General features: G+C 67.2%; 20 protein-coding genes. 6 read left to right on the forward strand and 14 right to left on the reverse strand.

Annotated elements, in window-relative coordinates; genetic code table 11:
- Positions 1 to 2: 2 nt before the first annotated feature.
- From lysS to FB459_RS16795, 5 genes are all read right to left on the reverse strand, one after another.
- Complete coding sequence (gene lysS / locus FB459_RS16775) at positions 3 to 1769, reverse strand: lysine--tRNA ligase (RefSeq protein WP_141929303.1); 1767 nt, start codon at positions 1767 to 1769, stop codon at positions 3 to 5.
- A 123-nt stretch (positions 1770 to 1892) separates the two neighbouring features.
- The gene (locus FB459_RS16780) at positions 1893 to 2141 is read right to left on the reverse strand and encodes a hypothetical protein (protein ID WP_129624657.1); all 249 of its coding nucleotides are present in this window, start codon (positions 2139 to 2141) and stop codon (positions 1893 to 1895) included.
- A gap of 1 nt (position 2142) precedes the next feature.
- Positions 2143 to 3447 (reverse strand): adenylosuccinate synthase, encoded by a 1305-nt coding sequence (locus FB459_RS16785; protein WP_141929304.1) that lies wholly within the window; start codon positions 3445 to 3447, stop codon positions 2143 to 2145.
- Positions 3448 to 3535: 88 nt separating this feature from the next.
- Positions 3536 to 4630 carry an NBR1-Ig-like domain-containing protein gene (locus FB459_RS16790; RefSeq protein WP_141929305.1) on the reverse strand — a complete coding sequence of 365 codons (1095 nt, stop codon included), beginning with the start codon at positions 4628 to 4630 and terminating at the stop codon, positions 3536 to 3538.
- A 230-nt stretch (positions 4631 to 4860) separates the two neighbouring features.
- Positions 4861 to 5289 (reverse strand): helix-turn-helix domain-containing protein, encoded by a 429-nt coding sequence (locus tag FB459_RS16795; protein ID WP_129624660.1) that lies wholly within the window; start codon positions 5287 to 5289, stop codon positions 4861 to 4863.
- Positions 5290 to 5491: 202 nt separating this feature from the next.
- Here FB459_RS16795 and FB459_RS16800 point away from each other — a divergent pair, with 202 nt between their 5' ends.
- Positions 5492 to 6295, forward strand: coding sequence for a VldE C-terminal domain-containing protein (locus tag FB459_RS16800; protein WP_141929306.1), 804 nt, complete (start codon positions 5492 to 5494; stop codon positions 6293 to 6295).
- A 95-nt stretch (positions 6296 to 6390) separates the two neighbouring features.
- Here FB459_RS16800 and FB459_RS16805 read toward each other — a convergent pair whose 3' ends face one another.
- The gene (locus tag FB459_RS16805) at positions 6391 to 7344 is read right to left on the reverse strand and encodes a helix-turn-helix domain-containing protein (protein WP_141929307.1); all 954 of its coding nucleotides are present in this window, start codon (positions 7342 to 7344) and stop codon (positions 6391 to 6393) included.
- 69 nt (positions 7345 to 7413) lie between these two features.
- Here FB459_RS16805 and FB459_RS16810 point away from each other — a divergent pair, with 69 nt between their 5' ends.
- Positions 7414 to 8118, forward strand: coding sequence for a histidine phosphatase family protein (locus FB459_RS16810; protein ID WP_141929308.1), 705 nt, complete (start codon positions 7414 to 7416; stop codon positions 8116 to 8118).
- Between the two features lie 7 nt (positions 8119 to 8125).
- Positions 8126 to 9202: a DUF2332 domain-containing protein gene (locus FB459_RS16815; RefSeq protein ID WP_170221982.1), complete on the forward strand. Its 1077-nt coding sequence runs from the start codon at positions 8126 to 8128 to the stop codon at positions 9200 to 9202.
- Positions 9203 to 9205: 3 nt separating this feature from the next.
- On the opposite strand, the gene FB459_RS16820 is transcribed toward FB459_RS16815, so the two are convergent.
- The 3 genes from FB459_RS16820 to fbaA all read right to left on the reverse strand — a co-directional run bounded on the left by FB459_RS16820 (position 9206) and on the right by fbaA (position 12452).
- Positions 9206 to 10882, reverse strand: a complete 1677-nt coding sequence (locus tag FB459_RS16820) for an AMP-binding protein (protein ID WP_211345220.1) — start codon at positions 10880 to 10882, stop codon at positions 9206 to 9208.
- A gap of 140 nt (positions 10883 to 11022) precedes the next feature.
- Positions 11023 to 11430, reverse strand: a complete 408-nt coding sequence (locus FB459_RS16825) for a DUF3151 domain-containing protein (RefSeq protein WP_141929310.1) — start codon at positions 11428 to 11430, stop codon at positions 11023 to 11025.
- Positions 11427 to 12452 carry a class II fructose-bisphosphate aldolase gene (gene fbaA / locus FB459_RS16830; protein WP_141929311.1) on the reverse strand — a complete coding sequence of 342 codons (1026 nt, stop codon included), beginning with the start codon at positions 12450 to 12452 and terminating at the stop codon, positions 11427 to 11429. The genes FB459_RS16825 and fbaA overlap by 4 nt, the downstream gene beginning before the upstream one ends.
- A gap of 145 nt (positions 12453 to 12597) precedes the next feature.
- Here fbaA and FB459_RS16835 point away from each other — a divergent pair, with 145 nt between their 5' ends.
- The gene (locus FB459_RS16835) at positions 12598 to 13791 is read left to right on the forward strand and encodes an alpha/beta fold hydrolase (protein ID WP_170221983.1); all 1194 of its coding nucleotides are present in this window, start codon (positions 12598 to 12600) and stop codon (positions 13789 to 13791) included.
- On the opposite strand, the gene FB459_RS16840 is transcribed toward FB459_RS16835, so the two are convergent.
- Positions 13785 to 15038 (reverse strand): RNA polymerase sigma factor, encoded by a 1254-nt coding sequence (locus FB459_RS16840; RefSeq protein ID WP_141929313.1) that lies wholly within the window; start codon positions 15036 to 15038, stop codon positions 13785 to 13787. The genes FB459_RS16835 and FB459_RS16840 overlap by 7 nt on opposite strands.
- Positions 15039 to 15365: a YciI family protein gene (locus tag FB459_RS16845; protein ID WP_141929314.1), complete on the reverse strand. Its 327-nt coding sequence runs from the start codon at positions 15363 to 15365 to the stop codon at positions 15039 to 15041.
- A gap of 481 nt (positions 15366 to 15846) precedes the next feature.
- Between FB459_RS16845 and FB459_RS16850 the strand changes: the two genes are divergently transcribed.
- Together FB459_RS16850 and FB459_RS16855 are read left to right on the forward strand one after the other, a co-directional pair.
- Positions 15847 to 17310, forward strand: coding sequence for an HNH endonuclease signature motif containing protein (locus FB459_RS16850; protein ID WP_141929315.1), 1464 nt, complete (start codon positions 15847 to 15849; stop codon positions 17308 to 17310).
- 95 nt (positions 17311 to 17405) lie between these two features.
- Entirely contained in the window at positions 17406 to 17945 is a 540-nt protein-coding gene (locus FB459_RS16855) for an AAA family ATPase (RefSeq protein ID WP_246092506.1), read from the forward strand.
- A gap of 44 nt (positions 17946 to 17989) precedes the next feature.
- Here the strand turns inward: FB459_RS16855 and FB459_RS16860 are convergent, their stop codons facing one another.
- The 3 genes from FB459_RS16860 to FB459_RS16870 all read right to left on the reverse strand — a co-directional run bounded on the left by FB459_RS16860 (position 17990) and on the right by FB459_RS16870 (position 19917).
- Positions 17990 to 18682, reverse strand: coding sequence for an alpha/beta fold hydrolase (locus FB459_RS16860; protein ID WP_141929317.1), 693 nt, complete (start codon positions 18680 to 18682; stop codon positions 17990 to 17992).
- A gap of 198 nt (positions 18683 to 18880) precedes the next feature.
- Positions 18881 to 19213 carry a hypothetical protein gene (locus FB459_RS16865; protein WP_168990140.1) on the reverse strand — a complete coding sequence of 111 codons (333 nt, stop codon included), beginning with the start codon at positions 19211 to 19213 and terminating at the stop codon, positions 18881 to 18883.
- A complete protein-coding gene (locus tag FB459_RS16870; protein ID WP_246092507.1) occupies positions 19210 to 19917 on the reverse strand; it encodes a TrmH family RNA methyltransferase in 708 nt (235 codons plus the stop codon). The genes FB459_RS16865 and FB459_RS16870 overlap by 4 nt, the downstream gene beginning before the upstream one ends.
- Positions 19918 to 19921 lie beyond the last annotated feature (4 nt).

Raw genomic sequence — 19921 nt, forward strand, 5'->3', positions numbered from 1 at the left:
GCTCAGCCCAGCAATGCGCGCAGCTTCTCCGGACCGATCGCGAGCAGCAGCGTCGGCAGCCGCGGGCCGGTGTCCTTGCCGATGAGCAGGTTGTACAGCAACTTGAAGAACTCCCGCTGGGCGGCGCCGAGGGCGGCCGCGAGTTCAGGCTCCTTCTTGCGGTCGGGTCGAAAGTCGGGGCTCTCGCCCTGCATCACCTTGGGCACGCCGTAGACCTGATGGGTCAGACCGTCGAGCGACCAGTCGTCCTCGATGGCGCCGAGCTCGGTTCCATTGCCGTCCAGCAGGATTCGCAGCGATTCACGCTGGTTGTCGCTGAGCGCGGCCATCGCTGCGGCGTCGGGCTCCGCCCGGACGACAGTCTTGTCCTCGTCCGCCATGCGTGTGGCGACCCAGGTCTCCACGCAGGTCAACCTCGGGCGCAGTGACTCGAGGGAAGCAGGCGGGTTCTCGGGGTCGAGTTGACCGACGATCCGCAGCGTTTGTGCTTCATCTCCCGTGGTGATGTCGACGATGGACGCGAGCGTGCGGTACGCAACCGGGTACGGCGTCGAGGGCAGTTCGCCGGCGGAAGTGCTGGAAGCGCGGGTGTACGACGCGACATCGCCGGCCTGGCCCTTGCCCTCGGAAACCTTGCGCTGCAACGCATCCCACTCGTCATACATGCGCTGGATCTCGGCGTCGAAGGCGACGTCGAACGCCTGGTTCGGCTTGCGGCGCGCGTAGAGCCAGCGCAGCAGAGCCGGCTCCATGATCTGCAGCGCGTCCTCGGCGACGGGCACGCCACCCTTCGAGGAACTCATCTTCGCCATGCCCTTGATGCCCACGAACGCATACATCGGCCCGATCGGACGCTGCCAACCGAAGATCGGCGCAAGCTCGAGTCCGACCGCGTACGACGAACCGGGTGACTGGTGGTCTACACCGGACGGCTCGAACACGACCTTCTCGTAGGCCCACCGCATCGGCCAGTCGACCTTCCAGACCAGCTTGCCGCGGTGGAAGGTGTGCAGGTCGACCGTTTCGGTGTGGCCACATGCCTCGCACTCGTAGTGCAGTTCCGCTGTGGTCTGGTCGTATCCGGTGACCCTGGTGAAGTCCTTGTCGCACACGGTGCAGTACGGCTTGTACGGGTAGTACTCGGATCCCGAACCGCCATCGTCCTCGGACGCTGCCCCTGAACCCTCTGCGGCTTCGGCCGCCGCAGCGGCCTGCTCGGCGTCCAACTTCTTGTCGACCTGTGCGGTGGAGTTGGCAGCAAGCGTGCGGTACTGGTCGAGCACCTTGTCGATCTCGCTGCGTTGACTCATCGCGAACAGGATCTGATCGGTGTAGGCACCGGAGGTGTACTGCTCGGTCTGGCTGATCGACCGGTAGGTGATACCGAGTTCGGCCAGGGAGCGCTCACACTGCTCTCGGAAGTGAGCGGCCCAGGAGTCGGCTCTCGATCCGGGCGGCGCCGGCACTGACGTGATCGCCTTGCCGATGTGTTCGGCCCACGAATCATCCACTCCCGCAATGCCCTTGGGCACCTTGCGGAACCGGTCGTAGTCGTCCCAGCTGATGATGTGTTCGCACTCGATGCCGCGTCGGCGAATCTCGTCGGCCACCAGGTGCGGGGTCATCACCTCGCGCAGGTTGCCGAGGTGGATCGGGCCGGACGGTGAGATGCCGGACGCGCACACGACCTTGATGCCGCGCTTGTCCGCGTCGGCGATCACTTCGTCGGCCAGTCGGGAAACCCAGTCGTCAAGCTGCACGTCAGTCACGGTCGACCATTCTACGGGCGATCGACCGGCCGTCCCGACCGACCGAAACCAGCCGGCCCACGTCCCGATCCAGCGGCGGTGGTACCCCCGTCGGGTCGACAACCGCGGCGGACGCAGTCGGACTCAGCTGATCCCGATCGCCCAACTCAGGAAGAACAGCCCCAGCAGAAGGGTGGGGACCGCGAAGACCGCCAGACAGCTCGACTGAGCGCGGCGCCCCTCGGTCGGTCCGTCACCGCGGCGTAGCCAGGCGGCGAGCAAGGCCCACGCCGCCGACCCGATCATCACCAGGCTGATCGTCCACATGGTCGCCACGAACCAGGACGGGGTGTCGCGGACCGCCTCGGCGGCCACAAGCACGCTCGAGGGCACGTCAGTCGTTGAGCAGGTCGTGCCGGACGATGACCTCGTCACGTCCCGGTCCGACGCCGATCACGGAGATGCGAGCGCCGATCTGCTGCTCGACGAACTCCACGTACGCGCGGCAGTTCTCAGGAAGTTCCTCCCACGTGCGGCAGTGCGAGATGTCCTCGAACCAACCTGGGAGCTCTTCGTAGACCGGCGTCGCGTGGTGGAAGTCGGACTGGCTCATCGGCATCTCGTCGAAGCGCTCACCGTCGACCTCGTACGCGACGCACACCGGCACCGTCTCCAGACCCGTCAGCACGTCAAGCTTGGTCAGGACGAAGTCGGTCACGCCGTTGACGCGATTCGCGTAGCGTCCGATCACCGTGTCGACCCAACCGCACCGACGCGGACGTCCGGTGGTGGTGCCGAACTCGGCGCCCTGCTTGCGCAGGAACTCGCCCTTGTCGTCCAGCAACTCGGTCGGGAAAGGACCCTCGCCGACGCGGGTCGTGTAGGCCTTGATGATCGCGATGACGCGGTCGATGCGGGTCGGCGGGATGCCCGCGCCGGTGCAGGCGCCGGCCGAGATCGCGTTGGACGAGGTGACGTACGGGTAAGTGCCGTGGTCGACGTCCAGCAGGGTCGCCTGACCCGCTTCGCACAGCACCGTGTCGCCGCGGTCGAGCGCCTTGGACAGTTCGAGGGAGGAGTCGACGACCATCGGACGCAGCCGCTCGACGTACTGCAGGAGATCCTCCACCACTTCGTCGACCTCGACGGCGCGGCGGTTGTACATCTTCACCAGCAACTCGTTCTTCACATCGAGCGCGGCACCGACCTTCTGGCGCAGGATCGAGGGATCGAAGAGGTCCTGGACGCGGATGCCGATGCGGTTCATCTTGTCGGCGTAGGTCGGACCGATGCCGCGACCCGTGGTGCCGATCTTGCGCGAGCCCAGGAAGCGCTCGGTCACCTTGTCGAGCACCCTGTTGTAACTCGGGATGACGTGCGCGTTGCCGCTGATCTGCAAGCGGCTGGTGTCGATGCCGCGCGCGTTGAGGCCGTCGATCTCCTCGGACAGGACACCCAGGTCGATGACGACGCCGTTGGCGATGACCGGGGTGACCCCCTCGGTGAGGATGCCGCTGGGCAGCAGGTGCAGCGCGTACTTTTCGCGGCTGCCGTCCGGCTGCTCGATCACCACGGTGTGACCGGCGTTGTTACCGCCGTTGAACTTCACCACGTAGTCGATGCGGCTGCCCAACAGGTCGGTGGCTTTGCCCTTGCCTTCGTCGCCCCACTGGGCACCGACGAGCACGATCGCTGGCATGACTGCTCAGACCCCTCCGTCACGGAACGAGGCCGGCCAGTCGGCCGGCTCGTAAAGGCCAACGATACCGGCCACCGATCTGCTGTGCTCAGGCGACGACGACCGCGAACGGGACGGTGAAGCCCTCGTCGAAGACGGGCTTGCCGGACGCGTCCCGGATCTCGAACTCCGCGCTGCACCCACCGGCGCGATCGGGCGCCTGGAAAGCGATGCTCGCGGAGAACGTCTCGCCCGGGTCGAGGTCCGCGATGCGTCCGGTGCGGTCGGCGTCGGTGAGACATGTGCCGGTCGACTTCACCATGTGCACGGTCCATCCCGAGATCTTCGTCGTGCCGGTGTTCTTCAGCGTGAATCCCTGCTTCGTCGTCTCGCCGGCGGCAACCTTCCCGCACAGCGAGAGACGTCCGGACCGGTACTCCATCGCCGCACCGTCGATGCGGGAGGACTTCCAGGAGCGGACGCTGGATTCGTTGGGGCGCGGGCAGGGCACCGAACCGACGGACGACGGCGAAGATGTCGAAGAGGGCCTGCTCACGGTGGGCGATGTCGCGTTCGCGGTGTTGGACGAGGACTGCTGGGTCCAGGACGCAGCCGCGTAACCCCCGACGATGAGGACGATGGCAGCGAGCAGAGTGCCGAGCTTCTCCCAGCGGCGTGCGACGTGTCGCGTACGGACCGATACCGGCATCGTCCTGGTCGGTCCCGTGTTCGGGACTTCGGTCCGCAGCTGCTTCACTCGTTCATCGCCTTCCTCTCCGGGAGGACTCCACGACGGGCCGGCAAGCTGCGAACGGTCCGGTTCACGGGTCGGTGAGGCGGTGCCGGTCGCAGTGCCGGTCACGGCCGGTCGGGATGTCGGCTGAGCTGGTTGCCCGGTGGACGGGCGACTGACCAATCGGTTCGCGCGACGCCACTGCTCGCGCCACGGGTGCGGATCGACCCCACACGCGATGAGGAACTGTTCGGTCGCTTCCCAGGTGGGCAGTCGCTTGCCACGGGTCGCCTCGTGCAACGTGGCGTGCGAGATGCACCCGGAGGTCTGGGCCATCTGCCGGAAGGAAGGCTGTCCGGCTGCCTGCCGGACGTCCGACAGGGCCTGGGCGAAACCGAGGATCACCTGACGACGATCGGTGCCGTTGTTCCCTGCACCGTTCGTGCCCGGCTGCGGCGACGCGTTCGTCATCTTCCTGTTCCTTCGTGTGTCCGACTGCGTGTCAACGGGTGTAAGACGTCAGCTCCGTGTCAATGGCTCCCCGCGATGTGGTGCCTGACGCCGGGGTCGGCCGGTCGTAGGGGTGTCGGTGTTCGACCAGAGAAAAGGACAGTGATCGACACGAAGAACGAATCCCTGTGTGAACCGCGACTCGCCCCGGAAGCCATCGGCTCCCGGGGCGAGTTGCGTTCAGCGGAGGTTCAGGCCCGCATGCCGATCTTCAGGGCCACCTCTGCCGCGAGGACGGCTGCCGCTCCGATCGCGCCTGCCAAGAGGTATCGCCGAGCATCCGGCGCATGACCGTCCGGGCTGACCGGCGGGCTGCCGATGTCCCGAACCGGTTCATCCGGTTCGCGGCCTGCTCCGATCCACTGCAACCGCTGTGCCCGCTGCCATTCATGCCGCCAAGCGGTCGGATCAGCCCCGCAGGTGAGCAGAAACTGTTCGGCGGTCTCCCAGGTCGGCAGCCGGCGTCCTGCTGCGGCTTCGTGCAATGTCGTGTGTGAGATACAGCCCGACCGGCTCGCCATCTCCCGGTAGGACGGTTGTCCGGCGCTCTGACGTACATCCAGGAGTTGCTTCGCGAACGCCTCGATCACGTCACGGCGCGGAGAGGGTGAAATCGGCATCGTTTCAGGCCTTTCTTACGGTCATCGGCACTGTCAGGCAGGTGTTTGACACGGCGTCTGACGTCCATCGACTGTTCACCGCTCCCTCTGACACGGCACCTCCTGACACCCGGCTGCATCGACTCCATGTCCGCAGCTCGGGAACAGCCCGGCCGGACGCCGGGGCACGGTTCAGCCCCGACCGCACAGGGAGGAAACACCCATGCAGGTATCCAAGCGCAAGAAGATCGTCTACGCCGTTGTCGGCACGTCGCTCATGGCGGGCACCGCAGTCGGTGGACACGCAGCCGTCAGTCATGCCGAGGGGTCCAAGATCCGTACCGGCACCGTGATGACGAAGTCCGATCCGCTGTCGGTGCGGTCCGGACCGTCCACCGACGAGGCACGCGTCGGCTCGCTCAAGAAGGGAGCGAAGGTCAAGATCACCTGCCGGACGAAGGGCCAGTGGGTCAAGGGCACCCGGTCGACCACGAACTGGTGGGACAAGATCGGCCCCGGTAAGTACGTGTCGCACGCGTACATCAAGACCAACCTGTGGATCCCGGTCTGCAAGGGGTCCGGCAGCACCAACGGCTCCTTGCCGAAGGCGCCGCGTAACAACCCGCACCCGAGCGCGATGTCGCAGGCACCGAACCTCACCGAGCGGGCCGCGCACGTCCGCAAGGAGATGGCCAAGGCGTTCCCGGGCATCCAGTGCGACGTGAGTGCCTACCGTCCAGGCCAGAAGTCGGACCACAACTCCGGCAATGCGATCGACTGCTTCCCGGGCAGGTTCGGGGTTTTCCCCAAGGGCGCGACCAAGAAGGAAGGTGACCAGGCCGCCGCGTGGCTGCGCAAGTACGCAGGCAAGCTCGATGTCCAGTACGTCATCTGGCAGAACAAGATCTGGAACAAGAAGCCGGGTCTGAACGAGAAGGGCTGGCGCGAGCACCGCCACGCCGGGCAGGTCACCCTCGGTCACTACGACCACCTGCACATCTCGGTGACCGCACCGGTGCAGTACTGACCGGTGTACGGATGCGTCACTGACATCGTCACCGACGCATCGAGCGAGGCGTCCCGGCTCTTCCCTGCGGCCGGGGCGTCTCGCTGCCGTCGTGTTCAGCGGTTGCGGTCGGCGCGCTCGGCGACCTCGAGAGCGAGCTGGAACCGCGTCTCGACCCCGTGCGCGTCCATCAAGGCGGCGATCCGACGACGCACCGTGCGCAGCGAGACGCCCAGAACGCGCGCGATGGCCTCGTCCTTCAGACCCTGACGCATCAGGTCGAGCAGTCCGTCGCCGTCGACATCATCGGGCGCCGTCGCGGCGCCCGCCCAGAGCCGGTCGAACAGTTCGACGAACGCGGCCACGACCATCGGGTCGCGCAGAATGACCCAGTCACCGTCCGACCTGCCCCACTGCGTCGTCGCCAGCGCGGCGTCGGTGCCGAAACACACGAACTCCGAGGGCACTGACGGCGCGACCCGCTGCACTTCACCCACGTCGGCCCAACGCTGCATCCACCCGGCACTGCCGTCGACGGCCGAAGCGACGTAGAGGGTTCGCACTTCACGGCCCGCTTCGACCTGGCCGACCGTGGTCGGGTATTCGGTCGGGTCCCGGTCGGGCGGGTGAGCACGGGTCCGCCGGATCGGCCCGACACTCGACGCGGCGAGTTGCTCGTGCATGGAGGTGAGCAGGGCCCCGTCGACCCGCTCTCGGGTGGGCGGGGTGGATGACGAACGTTCCTGTCCCACGCGGTAATCGGTCGCGAACTGATCGATCGAGTCGCGCAGGCGAGCGAGTTGCTGCCGACGGGTGGCCAGCTTCGCCTCCTCGACCGAAACGACCCGTTCGAGCGCCGCCCTGGGGTGATCCGCGCTGAGCGTCCCGTCCTGGGAGATCCGGACGAGGCGGTGGACGCGCAACTGCTGCACCTCGCGTTCGCCGTCGTGATCGGAGCAACCGAGTTCACGCACGTGGGCCGACAAGGCCCGGCCCGGTGTGCGCAGCACCTGCCGGTAGAGGGCCTCACCGATCGCGTCCACACCCAGAACCGCGAGTCGTCCGTCCACGGACGCCAATCTAACGACGCCGCGCCGGTGTTGGACAATGGCGCAGCCCCCGCTCACGAGAGGTCCCGAATGAGTCTGCTGATCCTCGTCCGCCACGGACAGGCATCCATCACCGGCGACGACTACGACCTGTTGTCGCCGCTCGGCGAACATCAGGCGGGGGTCACCGGGCGTGCCCTGGGCGAGCGCATGGCGCAGCCCGCGGTCATCGTGCGTGGGTCACTGCGTCGCCACGGCCAGACGGCCTCAGGCATCACCGCCGCAAGTGGTTGGTCCTGCCCGGTCGAGACCGATGACCGATGGGACGAGTTCGATCACGACGGCCTGCTGGCCGCTGCCCACCCGGAGTACGCGACCCGGCCCGCGCTGTTGGAAGCCCTTGCTGCGCAAGAGAATCCGGCGCGGGCGTTCCAGGACCTCTTCCTCGCGTCGGTCGACCGCTGGACCGGGGGTGAACACGACGGCGACTATCGCGAGTCCTTCCCCACGTTCGTTCGGCGGGTCCGTGAGGCGGCCACCGAACTGGCCGAGCGACCGGGCACGGCGGTCGTGTCAAGTTCCGGTGGACCCATCGCCGTGCTTGCCGCACTGTCGACTCTTGGTACGAATGATGCCGGCCCCGAGGTGGCGAAGGCCTGGGGGCGACTGAACGAAGTGGCCGTCAATGGCGCGGTCAGCAAGTTCCTGCGCGGGCGCCGTCCGACGCCGACCCTGCTCAGCTACAACGACCACAGCCACTTCGAGCACGACCGCGACCTCATCAGCTACCGGTAGGAGCGACATGCCTGACGTTCGAGACACGGCCGACTCCCCCGAGGTCGCCAGGCAGCGCTGCCTCGACTTCGCCTCGATGCACTCCGAGGTACCGGTGTACGCAGCGATCGTCGCGGGCATGGCGGACGACCCGGACGCGATCGACCTTCTGTGCCGGGCTGCGCCGGGACAGGCCCGTCCCGTGCTCCTGCTTGCTGCGCTGCATGACTTGGCGATGCGCCGTCCGGATTCACCTGCGGCACACTGGTTCTCCCCCAGGGCACGCCCGGCTCAGGACCCGTGGCCGGATGTCCGACGAGCGATCACCGAGTTCCACGACGAGTTGTCGCAGGTGGTCGCGACCCGGACGACGCAGACGAACGAGGTCAACCGCTCGACTTACGTGCGAGCGATGGTGGCCCGTGCATGTGCCGACCTGCCCGACACCCCGATCACGTTGCTGGAGCTGGGTGCCAGCGCCGGCTTCCTGCTGAACATCGAGCACTATCGAGTGGCAGTCGGCGACGTGGCGTTCGGCCCGCTACATGCCCGAGTCCGTTGTGAGGCCGAAAACCTGGGATCCGCCATCGAACTCCGTATCCCACCGATCGCACGGCGGATCGGTCTGGACGCCGATCCGATCGGTCCCGACGACATCGACGACCTGCGCTGGTTGCGTGCCTGTATCTGGCCGGAGATGCCTGGTCGGGTGGAACGCTTCGACGCGGCGGTCGAGGGACTGCGCGACCATCCACCGACGCTCGTTCGCGGTGACATGGTCGACGCGCTCCCCGGCGTCATCGAGCGCGGGGACGACCACCTGGTGGTCTTCTCCTCCTGGGCCGTCACCTACCTGCCGCGCGAACGACGTCCGCTGATCGCGCGAACCCTTGATGATGTGGCATCCGCTCGCCCGGTCAGCTGGGTCACCGCCGAGCCGCCGGGTTGCGTCCCAGGCCTGCCCGACGTCCGCGACGACCACGCGGACGCCGACCGTCTGACGGGAACCCACGTCGGCCTGCGGCGTTGGCGCGACGACGCTGAGATCGCACCCGAACTACTGGGAACCGTTCATCCGCACGGGAATTCGATCAACTTCCGGTAGTCCTCACTCGTCCGGGATGAGGTCGACGACCTCGCGTCGCACGACCTTGCCGAGAAGGTTGGTGGGCAATTCCTCCACCTCGACGAAGCGACGCGGCACTTTGTACGCGGTGAGGTGCTGCTTGGCCCATGCGCGCAACTCCTCGTTCGACGGGAGTTCTCCGTCGGCCACAACGGCCGCAACGACCTGTTCCCCGCTGCGCGAGGAGGGCATGCCGACCACGGCCACGTCGCGGATCGACTCGTGTTTGCACAGGACCGCCTCGACCTCGATCGGCGACACGTTGAACCCGCCGGTGACGATGAGCTCCTTCAACCGGCCTGAGATCACGAGGTACTCGCCGTCGTGACGGGCAAGGTCACCGGTGCGGAACCAACCGTCGACGAATGCCTTCTCGGTCTCTTCCGGCTGGTCGAGGTAGCCATCGAAGACCTGCGGTCCGCGCACCAGAAGTTCGCCCTCCTCACCCTCCGGCACGTCGCGGGACGGCTCGTCGGGGTCGACGATGCGGGTGTCGGTGTCGGGGAACGGCAGGCCGATCGTGCCCGCCCGGCGGGTCGAGTCGAACGGGTTGCCGACGACGACGGGCGAGGTCTCGGTCAGCCCGTAACCCTCGATGAGCCGTCCGCCGGTAGCCGATTCCCATCGCTGGACGAACTCGGCGGGCATCGACATCGCACCCGACAACACCCACTCCAGACCGCGCAGCGAGACGTCCTTCTTCTCGGCTTCGTCCAGGATCGCCTCCAACAGCGGCGGCACCCCGACGAAGAAGTTGGTGTCACTGCGCTTGATCGCGTCCAGCATCAACTTCGGCTCGGGCGATGGCACCATGCTGATCTGCGCACCGAGGACGAGCGCCAACAGGACACCAACCGTCAGCCCGAACGCGTGGAACATCGGCAGCACCGCAAGGAACCGCTCTTCGCCGAATCGCAGTCCGGTCCAGGCGACACCCTGGTGGCAGTTGGCCAGCAGGTTCGCGTGCGTGAGCGGCACACCCTTCGGGCGACCCGTCGTGCCCGAGGTGTACATGATCACCGCGATGTCGTCCGGGCGCGGACCGGGTTGCCCGAGCGGCAGCGGACCGTGTTCGCCCAGGCTCGCGAACGGTCGCGCGCCGTCCGGCAACGACCCCGCGGTCAGCTTCTTGCGCGACTCCTTGGCCTTCGCGATCGGCAGACGCAATGCCAGCCGCAGCTTCGCCGGCAACGACTTGGTGAGGTCGACCCCGATCACGTGCTCCACCGGGGTGCGTTCACGCAGCGACAACACCGCGGGGACGACGTTGTCCCAGGCCACGACCACCTTCGCGCCGTGGTCGAGGAACATCGGCTCCAATTCACCGGCGGAGTACAGCGGGTTGTGCTGCACGACATGGGCGCCCAGACGGAGCGCCGCGAGCGTCACGACCAGGTTCTCCGGGCAGGTCGGCAACAACACCGCGACGCGCGAACCGTGCTCCACACCGAGGGTGACCAGGCCCATCGCGACGCGACGCACCTCGTCCGCGATCTGCTCATACGTGCGGGTGCGACCGAGGAAGTCGGTGCAGACGGCGCTGCCGCGACGTTGCGCGGAGTCCTCGAACATCTGCGGGATCGTGATTTCGGGGTAGTCCAGTTCCCTTGGCACCGAGCGCCGTCCGGCGGGTTCGGTCATCGGGTCTGTCTCAGGCACCGTGGTCTCCTCGTCTTCCGCCTTCCGTCATCGGAAAGGCCGCTCCTCACGCTACGAGACGAGCACACGTCCGGACGAGAAAGGTCGAACCTGTCTCACGCGGCGTCAGCCCTCGTGAGACAGGTTCGTCAGGGGTTTCTTCAAAGACCGAGTTCGCGGGCTCCGGCGGCGGACGAGTCGCGCAGGAAGTCGGCGCACCGACGGTGTTCCTCCTCCTCGCCGATCTCGCCGGCCGCCTTCGCGAGTACGGCGAGCGCCCGCAGGAAACCACGGTTCGGCTCGTGCTCCCACGGCACCGGACCCTGCCCGCGCCAGCCGGACTTGCGCAGCGAGTCCAAGCCCCGGTGGTAGCCGGTGCGCGCGTAGGCGTATGCCTCGATCACCTCGCCGTCGTCCAATGCGTCCTCGGCCAATGTCGCCCAGACCAGCGACGAGGCCGGGTAACCGCGTGCGACATCGCGCACGTCGACGCCGTCGTCGAGCTTCTGGGCGGCCGGGTCGACAGGGAGCTTGGTCTCGGGGATCCCGAGCAGGTTCTCGCCGCTCACTTGTGGGTTCCGGCCGAGCCGAGGTTCTCGCAGGCTTCGACGATGCGCTCGGCCATGCCGGCCTCGGCCGCCTTGCCCCAGGCACGCGGGTCGTACTGCTTCTTGTTGCCGACCTCGCCGTCGATCTTCAGCACGCCATCGTAGTTGCCGAGCATCCAACCGGCCACCGGACGGGTGAACGCGTACTGGGTGTCGGTGTCGACATTCATCTTCACGACCCCGTAAGAGACCGCTTCCTTGATCTCTTCGGCGGTCGAGCCCGAGCCCCCGTGGAAGACCAGGTGGAACGGCTTGTCCGTCGAGGTGTTGAACTCGGCCTTGACCGCGTCCTGGGCCTTCTTCAGCACCTCGGGGCGCAGTTTCACGTTGCCCGGCTTGTAGACGCCGTGGACGTTGCCGAAGGTGAGCGCGGTCATGTAGTAACCGTTCTCGCCGACGCCGAGCGCCTTCGCAGTGGCGATAGCGTCCTCGGGCGTGGAGTACAGCTTGTCGTTGATCTCGTGGGCCACGCCGTCCTCCTCGCCGCCGACGACACCGACCTCGATCTCCAGGACGATGTTCGCGGCCTCGCACAGGTCGAGCAGTTCGCGCGCGATCGAGAGGTTCTCGTCCAGCGGCACGGCCGAGCCGTCCCACATGTGTGACTGGAAGTAGGGCAGACCGCCGTTCTTGACCCGCTCCGTGGACGCCGCGATCAGCGGGCGGACGAAGCCGTCCAGCTTGTCCTTCGGGCAGTGGTCGGTGTGCAGCGCGATGTTGACGTCGTAGTTCTTCGCGACTTCCTGCGCGAAGGTCGCGAACGCGAGCGAACCGGCGACCATGTCCTTGACCGTCGGGCCGGACAGGTACTCGGCGCCACCGGTGGAGACCTGGATGATGCCGTCGCTACCGGCGTCGGCAAATCCGCGCAGTGCCGCGTTCAGTGTCTGGCTGCTGCTGACGTTGATCGCCGGGTACGCGAAACCCTCCCGCTTGGCGCGGTCGAGCATGTCGGCGTACACCTCGGGTGTTGCGATGGGCATTGGGTCTCTCCCTCGTGTTCGTGGGCGAGCGTGGCCTCCTCGCCCTGCTGCCACGAGTCTGGCACGCTGGTGCGCAGCCGTGCCGAGCGGTCCGAAGAGACCCGGCGGCCGCACCCCCTCACCGACGACTCCCGAACGGAGCCCGATGTCCCGCCGCCTGGTTGCGAGTTCGCTCGCAGCCGCCCTGTTCGCCCTCGTGCCGAACGCACTGCCCCGATCGGCCGACGCCGCGACCACACCCGGTCTGCGCTGGGCGAAGTGTGCCGACGTGCGCACCCACCAGTGCGCGCGGTTGTCGGTGCCGCTCGACCGCAACAACCCGGCGGCAGGATCGACCACGATCGCGGTGGAGCGTCGGCGCGCCTCGGTGCCATCGGCTCGGGTCGGGGCAATCTTCGTCAACCCCGGCGGCCCCGGCGAGGCGGCCACCGCGAAGGTCGACGATTTCGCCCGCATGCTCGGCCGGAAGGTCACCGATCGGTTCGACATCGTCGCGGTCGACCCGCGCGGGGTCGGCCGGTCGAGCCAGGTCTCCTGCACGACCCGTCCGGGCACCACCACACCGCCGAGTCTCGAACCCGGTTTTCCGGTCACGGTCGCGGAGGCTCGCGCACAGATCAGCCACGACGACGCCGTACGGGCTGCTTGCCGGCGCACCGGCGGCCCCCTGCTGCAACACATGACCACGGCCGACGACGCCCGCGACCTGGATCAGGTTCGGGCCCTCCTGGGCGACCGGCAACTGACCTTCGTCGGGTTCTCCTACGGCACCGTGCCCGGCGCACTCGACGACGTGCACAACCTCTACCTCGCCCTCACCGGCAAGCAGGTCTCTCCCGCTGCGGCAGCGGCCACGGTCGACCGCCAGGCGTCGCCGGCGCGACAGGGCTTCGGGCTGCCCGGCGAGGTGCTCGACGTCACCCGGCAGGCGGTGATGTGCTCCGACTCGCTCGACCCGTACGACCGGTGGGCCACCTGGCGCGCGGCCGCGGCGACGCGCGATCGCACCCGTGGCTTCGACGCCGCCGGCGCCTGGAGCAACTCGCTGTGCACCAGCTGGCCCGGTGTCGGCAAGGGCGCCTATCGCGGACCGTTCGACCGGCGTCCGGCCACGCCGATCCTGTTCATGAACGCGCTCTACGACCCGGCGACCTCGATCGTCGGCGCCCGCTCGGCCCACGCGATGTCGCCCGGTTCGCGGCTGGTCACCGGCAACAAGGTCGGCCATCTGTTGCTCAACGACAGCGCATGCGCCACCCGGATCCGCACGAACTACCTGTTGACGAAGGCCTTGCCCGCCCAGGATGTCGCGCGCACCGACGTCCGGCCGCTCTACTGACCTTCTGGGTCAACTACGAACGCGAGTCGCTGCTCAAGGTCTGACCGCTCGACATCGTTGGCACACAACGAGATCGCTTCGCGATAGGCGTCCCGGGCTTGCGTCGTTCGCCCTGCACGGGTGAGGAACTCCGCCCGCACCGCGTGCAGTCGGTGGTTGATCGGCAGTTCGGTCAGCAGACCGTCGGCCAGCGCCATCGCGGCGTCGAGGTCGCCCGCTTGGGCCACGGCGACGGCCCGGTTGAGTTGCACGACCGGCGACCCGGTGAGCTCTTCGAGTTGCCGGTAGAGGTCGGCGATCGTCACCCAGTCGGTGTCTTGTGCACGGGCGGCCCGGGCATGCTCAGCGGCGATCAACGCCTGCAGCAGGTAGGACGCCGCGACCGGGCCGTCGATCTCGATCGCAGGTGACGTCTCCCGTCCGGTGAGCACGCCGAGCAGGTCGAGCCCCTCGGCGATCTCGTGCTGGTGCCAGGTCGAACGCTGCTGGTCGGGCAGACGCACCAACTCACCGGCATCGCCCACGCGTGCGTCGCGCCGGGAGTGCTGCAGCAGCATGAGTCCGAGCAGGGCGGTGAGCGACTGGCTCGCCCGGGCAACCGGGCTGCTCGAACGCATCAACCGCACCAATCGGATTGCCTCACCGGCCAGTTCGACCCGCACGAGGTCGGGGCCGCTGCCGGGTGCGTAGCCGGCGGTGAACGCCAGATAGGCGACTTGGGCCACGGTGTCGAGACGTCCGGGCAGCACCCGGGCGTCAGGCAGGGCGAGCGGGATGCCCGCAGCGATGACCTTCTTGCGCGCGCGAGTCAGCCGCGCCGCCATCGTCGGCTCACTCACCAGGAAGAGTTTGGCGATGTCGCCGGTCGGCACGCCGAGCACGAGCCGGAGGGTCAGTGCGGCGCCTGCCTCGGGCGCGAGCGCCGGATGCGCCGCGAGCAGCACCAGCCGCAGCAGCTCGTCACCACGGTCGTTGTCCTGCATGCGATTCCGTTCGTCGATCGCCAGCAACGGCTGCTTGCGGGCGGCTATCGCCTCGGCCCTGACCCGGTCGGCGATCCGGCGCTTCGCGGTCGTCATCAGCCAGCCGGCCGGGTTGGTCGGAGTGCCGTCTCCCGGCCAGACGCGCGCCGCCTGTTCGAACGCCTCGGCCAGCGCGTCCTCGGCGAGGTCGAGGCGGCGCGAGTGCGCGACGAGCAGGGCCAGCAGTCGGCCCCACTCGTCGCGGTGGATCTGTTCGAGCGACATCTACGCCGAGACGTCGATGTCGACGACCGGCCTGATCTCCAGGCTGTAGCAGTCCGGCAGCAGTTCGCACCACGCCACCGCTTGGTCGAGATCGGTCGCCTCCACCAGGTAGTAGCCGCCGATCGTCTCGGTCGTCGTGCCCGGCGGCAGATGCTTCGCCTCGGTGGAGGCGTGCAGTTCAGCGCCGCCGGTGATCTTGTGGCCGCGCTCGACCAGCGACTTGCTGAACAGGCTGTACTGCTCGTAGCCGTGTTTGCGCTCCTCAGCCGTCATCGTCGTCCACCAGCGGTCGGCGTCGCCGACGATCAGCACCATGTACTCGGTCATCTCAGTGCTCCTCGACGTCAGGGTGCGGGAATACGAGATCCTCGGGCTCGTGCGCAAACTCCTCGGGTGCCGGCAGCAGAATCAGATACCTGGCCATGTTCGCTCCTTGTTTCGATGTGTTCTGACATCACCATGACGAACGGGGTCGACGAACATCGACAGCCGCGCGAAGAAAACTCGTTCAGTTTCCCGTCGCGCGGATCTCACTGCCGCGAACGGCCGTGGCGCCGTGTGCGCCACCGGCGATCGACCATGTGCCGACGTGCAGCGTTTGCGAGTGGTGTCACTGCCTGTCCACAGCCCACCCAGCCGGCCCTGATTTGCCTGTGGACAAACCAGTCTTCCGGTTAGGGCTGTGGATACCGATGGGTATCGAATTCTTCTGTCTTTCAAGAGAATTCGTCGTGCAAAGTCTTTTCTTCTGGCTCGAACAAGCGTACGATGAAGGTAGTCCGAAAGCACCTGGGGAGGAGGCACCGGCATGACCACCGACGAATCGTTCGAGGCGTTGTCCGAAGGCATGCACGACTCGTATCCGGGTGAAGCTGCCGCCTGCGCGGCAGTGGTGTCGGACGCGTTGGCCGCGGTGATCCGGCTGGCGCAGTTGACCGACAACCTCACTGATGCCGAACTCACTGCGGCGATGAGATCACTCGCACTGGTGCACCAACCGACCGAAGCAGCCATGGTGAGCATCGCGTCCGACGCGATCGAGCGTGGTGCGGTGTACCGGTCAACAGCGGCTGATGCGACACAGTGGGTGCGGCGGCTGTCGACCGGCGAGTCCGCCACCGCTGTGTTGAGTGCCGACACCGTCTCTGCTGCAGGGCCGCTCGTGCCGGTCGACGAACCTGGCTCCGCCTCCGCCGATGATGTGGACGAGCCGTGGCAGTGCGGTCTCGAACCCTCCCACGCCTCCCGGATCGCGAAGATCGCCGACGCCGTCCGCTCCCCGCTCAACAAACCGTTGGCAGATGCATTGCAGTCGGGGCGGACCAACACCACCATCGCGAAAACCTGCCTCGACAACATCGACAAAATCCGGGCAGTCATCCCGACCGCGAGCCGCGAGGAGATCTACGGCTGGTTGCTCACCCTCGACGTCGGAGCCGGCGCGAAAACCGTCCGGGAACTCACCAAGAGCATCCTCGCCCAGTACGGCGACGAGGTCCTCGACCAGGCTGAGGACGAGCACCAACGCGTCGAATCACTGTCCTGGTCGGACGAACCGAACGGGATGGTGAGGTTCACCGCCGACCTGTCGCCCGATCACGCCGAACAGTTGAAGCAGGCCGTCGACTCGCTCGCCGGACCATCACCGAAATCAGCGTGTTGCGATGATCCGCACCACCGGCACACCCCGGGCCCAGACGGCACGTCACAGAAGACCGGTGAGCCCGACCTCAGGAGCGCCGGGAAGCGTCGCGCAGACGCCCTGGTGTTGCTGCTGGGTCTCGGCGCCGAAGCCGTCGACGCAGACCGGGAGATCAAACACCGCGGATCCGCCACGTTGGTCGTCACGGTCGACTTCCTCGTCCTCGCCGGGATCCTCGCCGGCCTCGGGATCAGCGACACCGGCACCGGCGTCACCCCCGACACCGTCCGACAACTCGCCTGCGACGCGAAGATCCTGCCGATCGTCCTCGGATCGAAGAACCAACCCCTCAACATCGGCCGCAAGAAACGCTTGGTGGAAGACGAACTACGACGAGCCGTGATCCACCGCGACAAACACTGCACCTACGCCGGGTGCGACCGACCACCGGTCATGTGCGACGTCCACCACGTCGAATCCTGGTGGGCCGGCGGCGACACCTCGTTGGCGAACAGTGCCCTGCTGTGCAACACCCACCACCGCATAGTCCACCGCGACCACCTCACCGCCACCGTCACCGACACCGGCGTCACCTGGCACTACGCCCACACCGAGACCGCAGTCGCGTGACAGCGTGCACCGTCGGTTCGAACTCGGTCGCGAGGGGTTGAAAGCGTCCTTTGCATCGCAAATCGGACCTCCCGGACTAGGGCATAGTCATAAGCGTGAGCGGTGAGCACCTGGTCGTCCTGCGCGGCAACTCCGGATCGGGCAAGACAACCATCGCCCGGCGACTACAGCTCGCCATGGGGAGAGGTACGGCGAACATCGGCCAGGATCACTTCCGTCGAACCGTTCTGCGCGAACATGACGTGGCGGGCGGGGACAACATCGCCTTCATCGCGGAGAGCGCCAGATACTGCGTCAGTATCGGCTACCACGTCATCCTCGAAGGGATCTTCTGCTCCGAGCACTACGGCGACATGCTGCGCGAGTTGATCGATACTCATCGCGGACCGGCTCATGTGTTCTATCTGGATGTCCCCTTGGAGGAGACGTTGCGCCGACACGAGGGGCGCCCGATGCGAGCGAAGGTCGAGCCTGACAGGCTTCGGCAGTGGTACGTCGCCAACGACGTTCTGAACGTGCCGGGCGAAGTGATCCTTGATGAGACCGGCGACGTCGACTCGACGACCCAGCTGGTCATCGCCCGCATCGGCAAGGTGAGCCCGAAGTCCTCCGTCGAGGGAGCCCGCTTCCTCTGAGGCTGACGCACCGCCATGCGCGAGCCGTGCGTGGAGGGCCTGAATCAGAGATAGCGCGTGCAGGCATCGGTGATAGTTGCACGCCATAGCTGGCCGTCTGTATGCCAGAAGTCGTGGACAACGTCGGGCACGAACTCGAACTCGCCGCGGGGCACGAGCGCCGCCAGTTGTCTCAATGGCCAGTTCGGACGGATGTCGTGGCCGGCTCCGATGAAGCGCATGGGGACGGCCGTGTCAGCCAGGCGTCGCCAGAGGGTGGGCTGGTGAATCCAGTCCGGAAAGGATGTCCACAAGGAATCGTGAATCTCCGGCACGAAGTCGATCGCGATTGATGGTTCACCCGACTTACCGGCTTCGTAGGCGTCGGACCATTCCCGGTCACGATGCAGGCCATGACCAGCGACACCAATCACCGCCTTGACACGCGCAGGTTGCTCCAGCGCGTAGCGCACTGCGAGGTCCGATCCCCAGGAATGTCCAATAACCATCCAGGCGGCGATGCCAAGCTCGTGACGAATGGTTTCGAGATCCAGGATCGCTTGCGCCATGTCATGCGGGCCGCCGCCGGAACGGCCCACCCCGCGAGGGTCGGGAAACCACGCGCGAAATCCGTGCGGGGCCAATGTCTCATCGGACAGGTAATTCACGCATCCGGGCCCTCCCGACAGGACCAGCACATCAGGGCCCTCGCCGCACGTCGCAACGTGGAGCCAGACTTCTTCGCCAGCGGCGACCATCCGAGACTCCACGCTCTAATACTGCCAGCCGATGCCCCCAAATCCGTCGTGCCGAGGGTGCTGAGGCCGGCTGATCCGTTGGGGTGAGGCTGGGTCGGGCAGAATCCAGTCGTGGTGGAGCCGACTGAGGCGGCCAGTATCAACCTCAACCCGCCGGGGTCTTCAACGACCGGGCTCCTCGGCCGGCGCGGCGTGAGCTCAGCGGCGGTCGGAGGCGACGTACGCCGCGCCCGCGGCGAGCGCTGTGACGGCAGCGACCGAGGGCCACGCGCCGATCTTCTTGGCCAGCGGGTGCGAACCGCCGAAGCCGCCCAGGTACAGAGCGCTCAGCGCGCCGGCGGTGACCGGGCCACCCTTGGCCAGCCAGGTGCGTCCGGCCAGTGCTCCGCAACCGGCTAACAGCACGCCACCCAGCGGGCGGATGCCGCTCTCGCGGGCGACCAGGAAACCGCCGACCAGTCCCAGCGCCACGACCGGCGCGGTGTGGACCTCGGTCGCGGGCAGCAGGCTCATTCCGTTTCGTGCGCTCATGGCTGCACGGTACGACGCGAGTCTGGGCGGGCGATCGGCAGGCTCGGCCGCTGACCCCAGACATGTCGACGGATCCACGCGTGCATCGCCACCGCCGCGGCCGCGCCGGCGTTGATCGAACGGGTGGAGCCGTACTGCTCGATGTGCAGGATCACCTCGCACACCTCGCGCATCGGCGCCGACAACCCAGGCCCCTCCTGCCCGAAGACCAGCACGCACCCGCGCGGCAGGTCGTAGGGCTCGATCGGCACCGAGCCCGGCACGTTGTCGATACCCACCAGCGTCAGACCCTCGGCGGCCGCCCAGTCAGCGAGGTCCTGGGCCGTCGGGTGGTGGAACTCGTGCTGGTAGCGGTCGGTGACCATCGCGCCGCGCCGATTCCACCGCCGCTTGCCGACGATGTGGAAAGCCTTGGCGTTGAACGCGTTCGCCGTGCGGATGACCGAGCCGATGTTGAAGTCGTGTTCCCAGTTCTCGACCGCGACATGGAAGTCGTGCCGGGAGGTGTCGAGGTCGGCGACGATCGCTTCGAGGCTCCAATAGCGGTAGCGGTCCTCGACGTTGCGCCGGTCGCCCTCGCGCAACAACTGCTCGTCGTAGGGCGCCTGCACGGCACCGGAATCGTCGACCGGCCAGTCGCCGGGCCAGGGCCCGACACCGATCTCGTCCTCGACCTGGCTGTCGCCCGAGTTCTGCTGAGACACGCGG

The sequence above is a fragment of the Yimella lutea genome, from assembly GCF_006715095.1.
Classification (GTDB): Bacteria; Actinomycetota; Actinomycetes; order Actinomycetales; family Dermatophilaceae; genus Yimella; species Yimella lutea.

Excerpts from the sequence above, each read along its gene's own strand:
- FB459_RS16840 (WP_141929313.1), bottom strand. The coding sequence starts at position 15,038 with ATGTCGCTCGAACAGATCCACCGCGACGAGTGGGGCCGACTGCTGGCC.
- FB459_RS16850 (WP_141929315.1), top strand. The coding sequence starts at position 15,847 with ATGACCACCGACGAATCGTTCGAGGCGTTGTCCGAAGGCATGCACGAC.
- FB459_RS16865 (WP_168990140.1), bottom strand. The coding sequence starts at position 19,213 with ATGAGCGCACGAAACGGAATGAGCCTGCTGCCCGCGACCGAGGTCCAC.
- fbaA (WP_141929311.1), bottom strand. The coding sequence starts at position 12,452 with ATGCCCATCGCAACACCCGAGGTGTACGCCGACATGCTCGACCGCGCC.
- FB459_RS16860 (WP_141929317.1), bottom strand. The coding sequence starts at position 18,682 with ATGGTCGCCGCTGGCGAAGAAGTCTGGCTCCACGTTGCGACGTGCGGC.
- FB459_RS16785 (WP_141929304.1), bottom strand. The coding sequence starts at position 3,447 with ATGCCAGCGATCGTGCTCGTCGGTGCCCAGTGGGGCGACGAAGGCAAG.
- FB459_RS16800 (WP_141929306.1), top strand. The coding sequence starts at position 5,492 with ATGCAGGTATCCAAGCGCAAGAAGATCGTCTACGCCGTTGTCGGCACG.
- FB459_RS16845 (WP_141929314.1), bottom strand. The coding sequence starts at position 15,365 with ATGACCGAGTACATGGTGCTGATCGTCGGCGACGCCGACCGCTGGTGG.
- FB459_RS16795 (WP_129624660.1), bottom strand. The coding sequence starts at position 5,289 with ATGCCGATTTCACCCTCTCCGCGCCGTGACGTGATCGAGGCGTTCGCG.
- FB459_RS16835 (WP_170221983.1), top strand. The coding sequence starts at position 12,598 with ATGTCCCGCCGCCTGGTTGCGAGTTCGCTCGCAGCCGCCCTGTTCGCC.
- FB459_RS16790 (WP_141929305.1), bottom strand. The coding sequence starts at position 4,630 with ATGACGAACGCGTCGCCGCAGCCGGGCACGAACGGTGCAGGGAACAAC.
- FB459_RS16815 (WP_170221982.1), top strand. The coding sequence starts at position 8,126 with ATGCCTGACGTTCGAGACACGGCCGACTCCCCCGAGGTCGCCAGGCAG.
- FB459_RS16810 (WP_141929308.1), top strand. The coding sequence starts at position 7,414 with ATGAGTCTGCTGATCCTCGTCCGCCACGGACAGGCATCCATCACCGGC.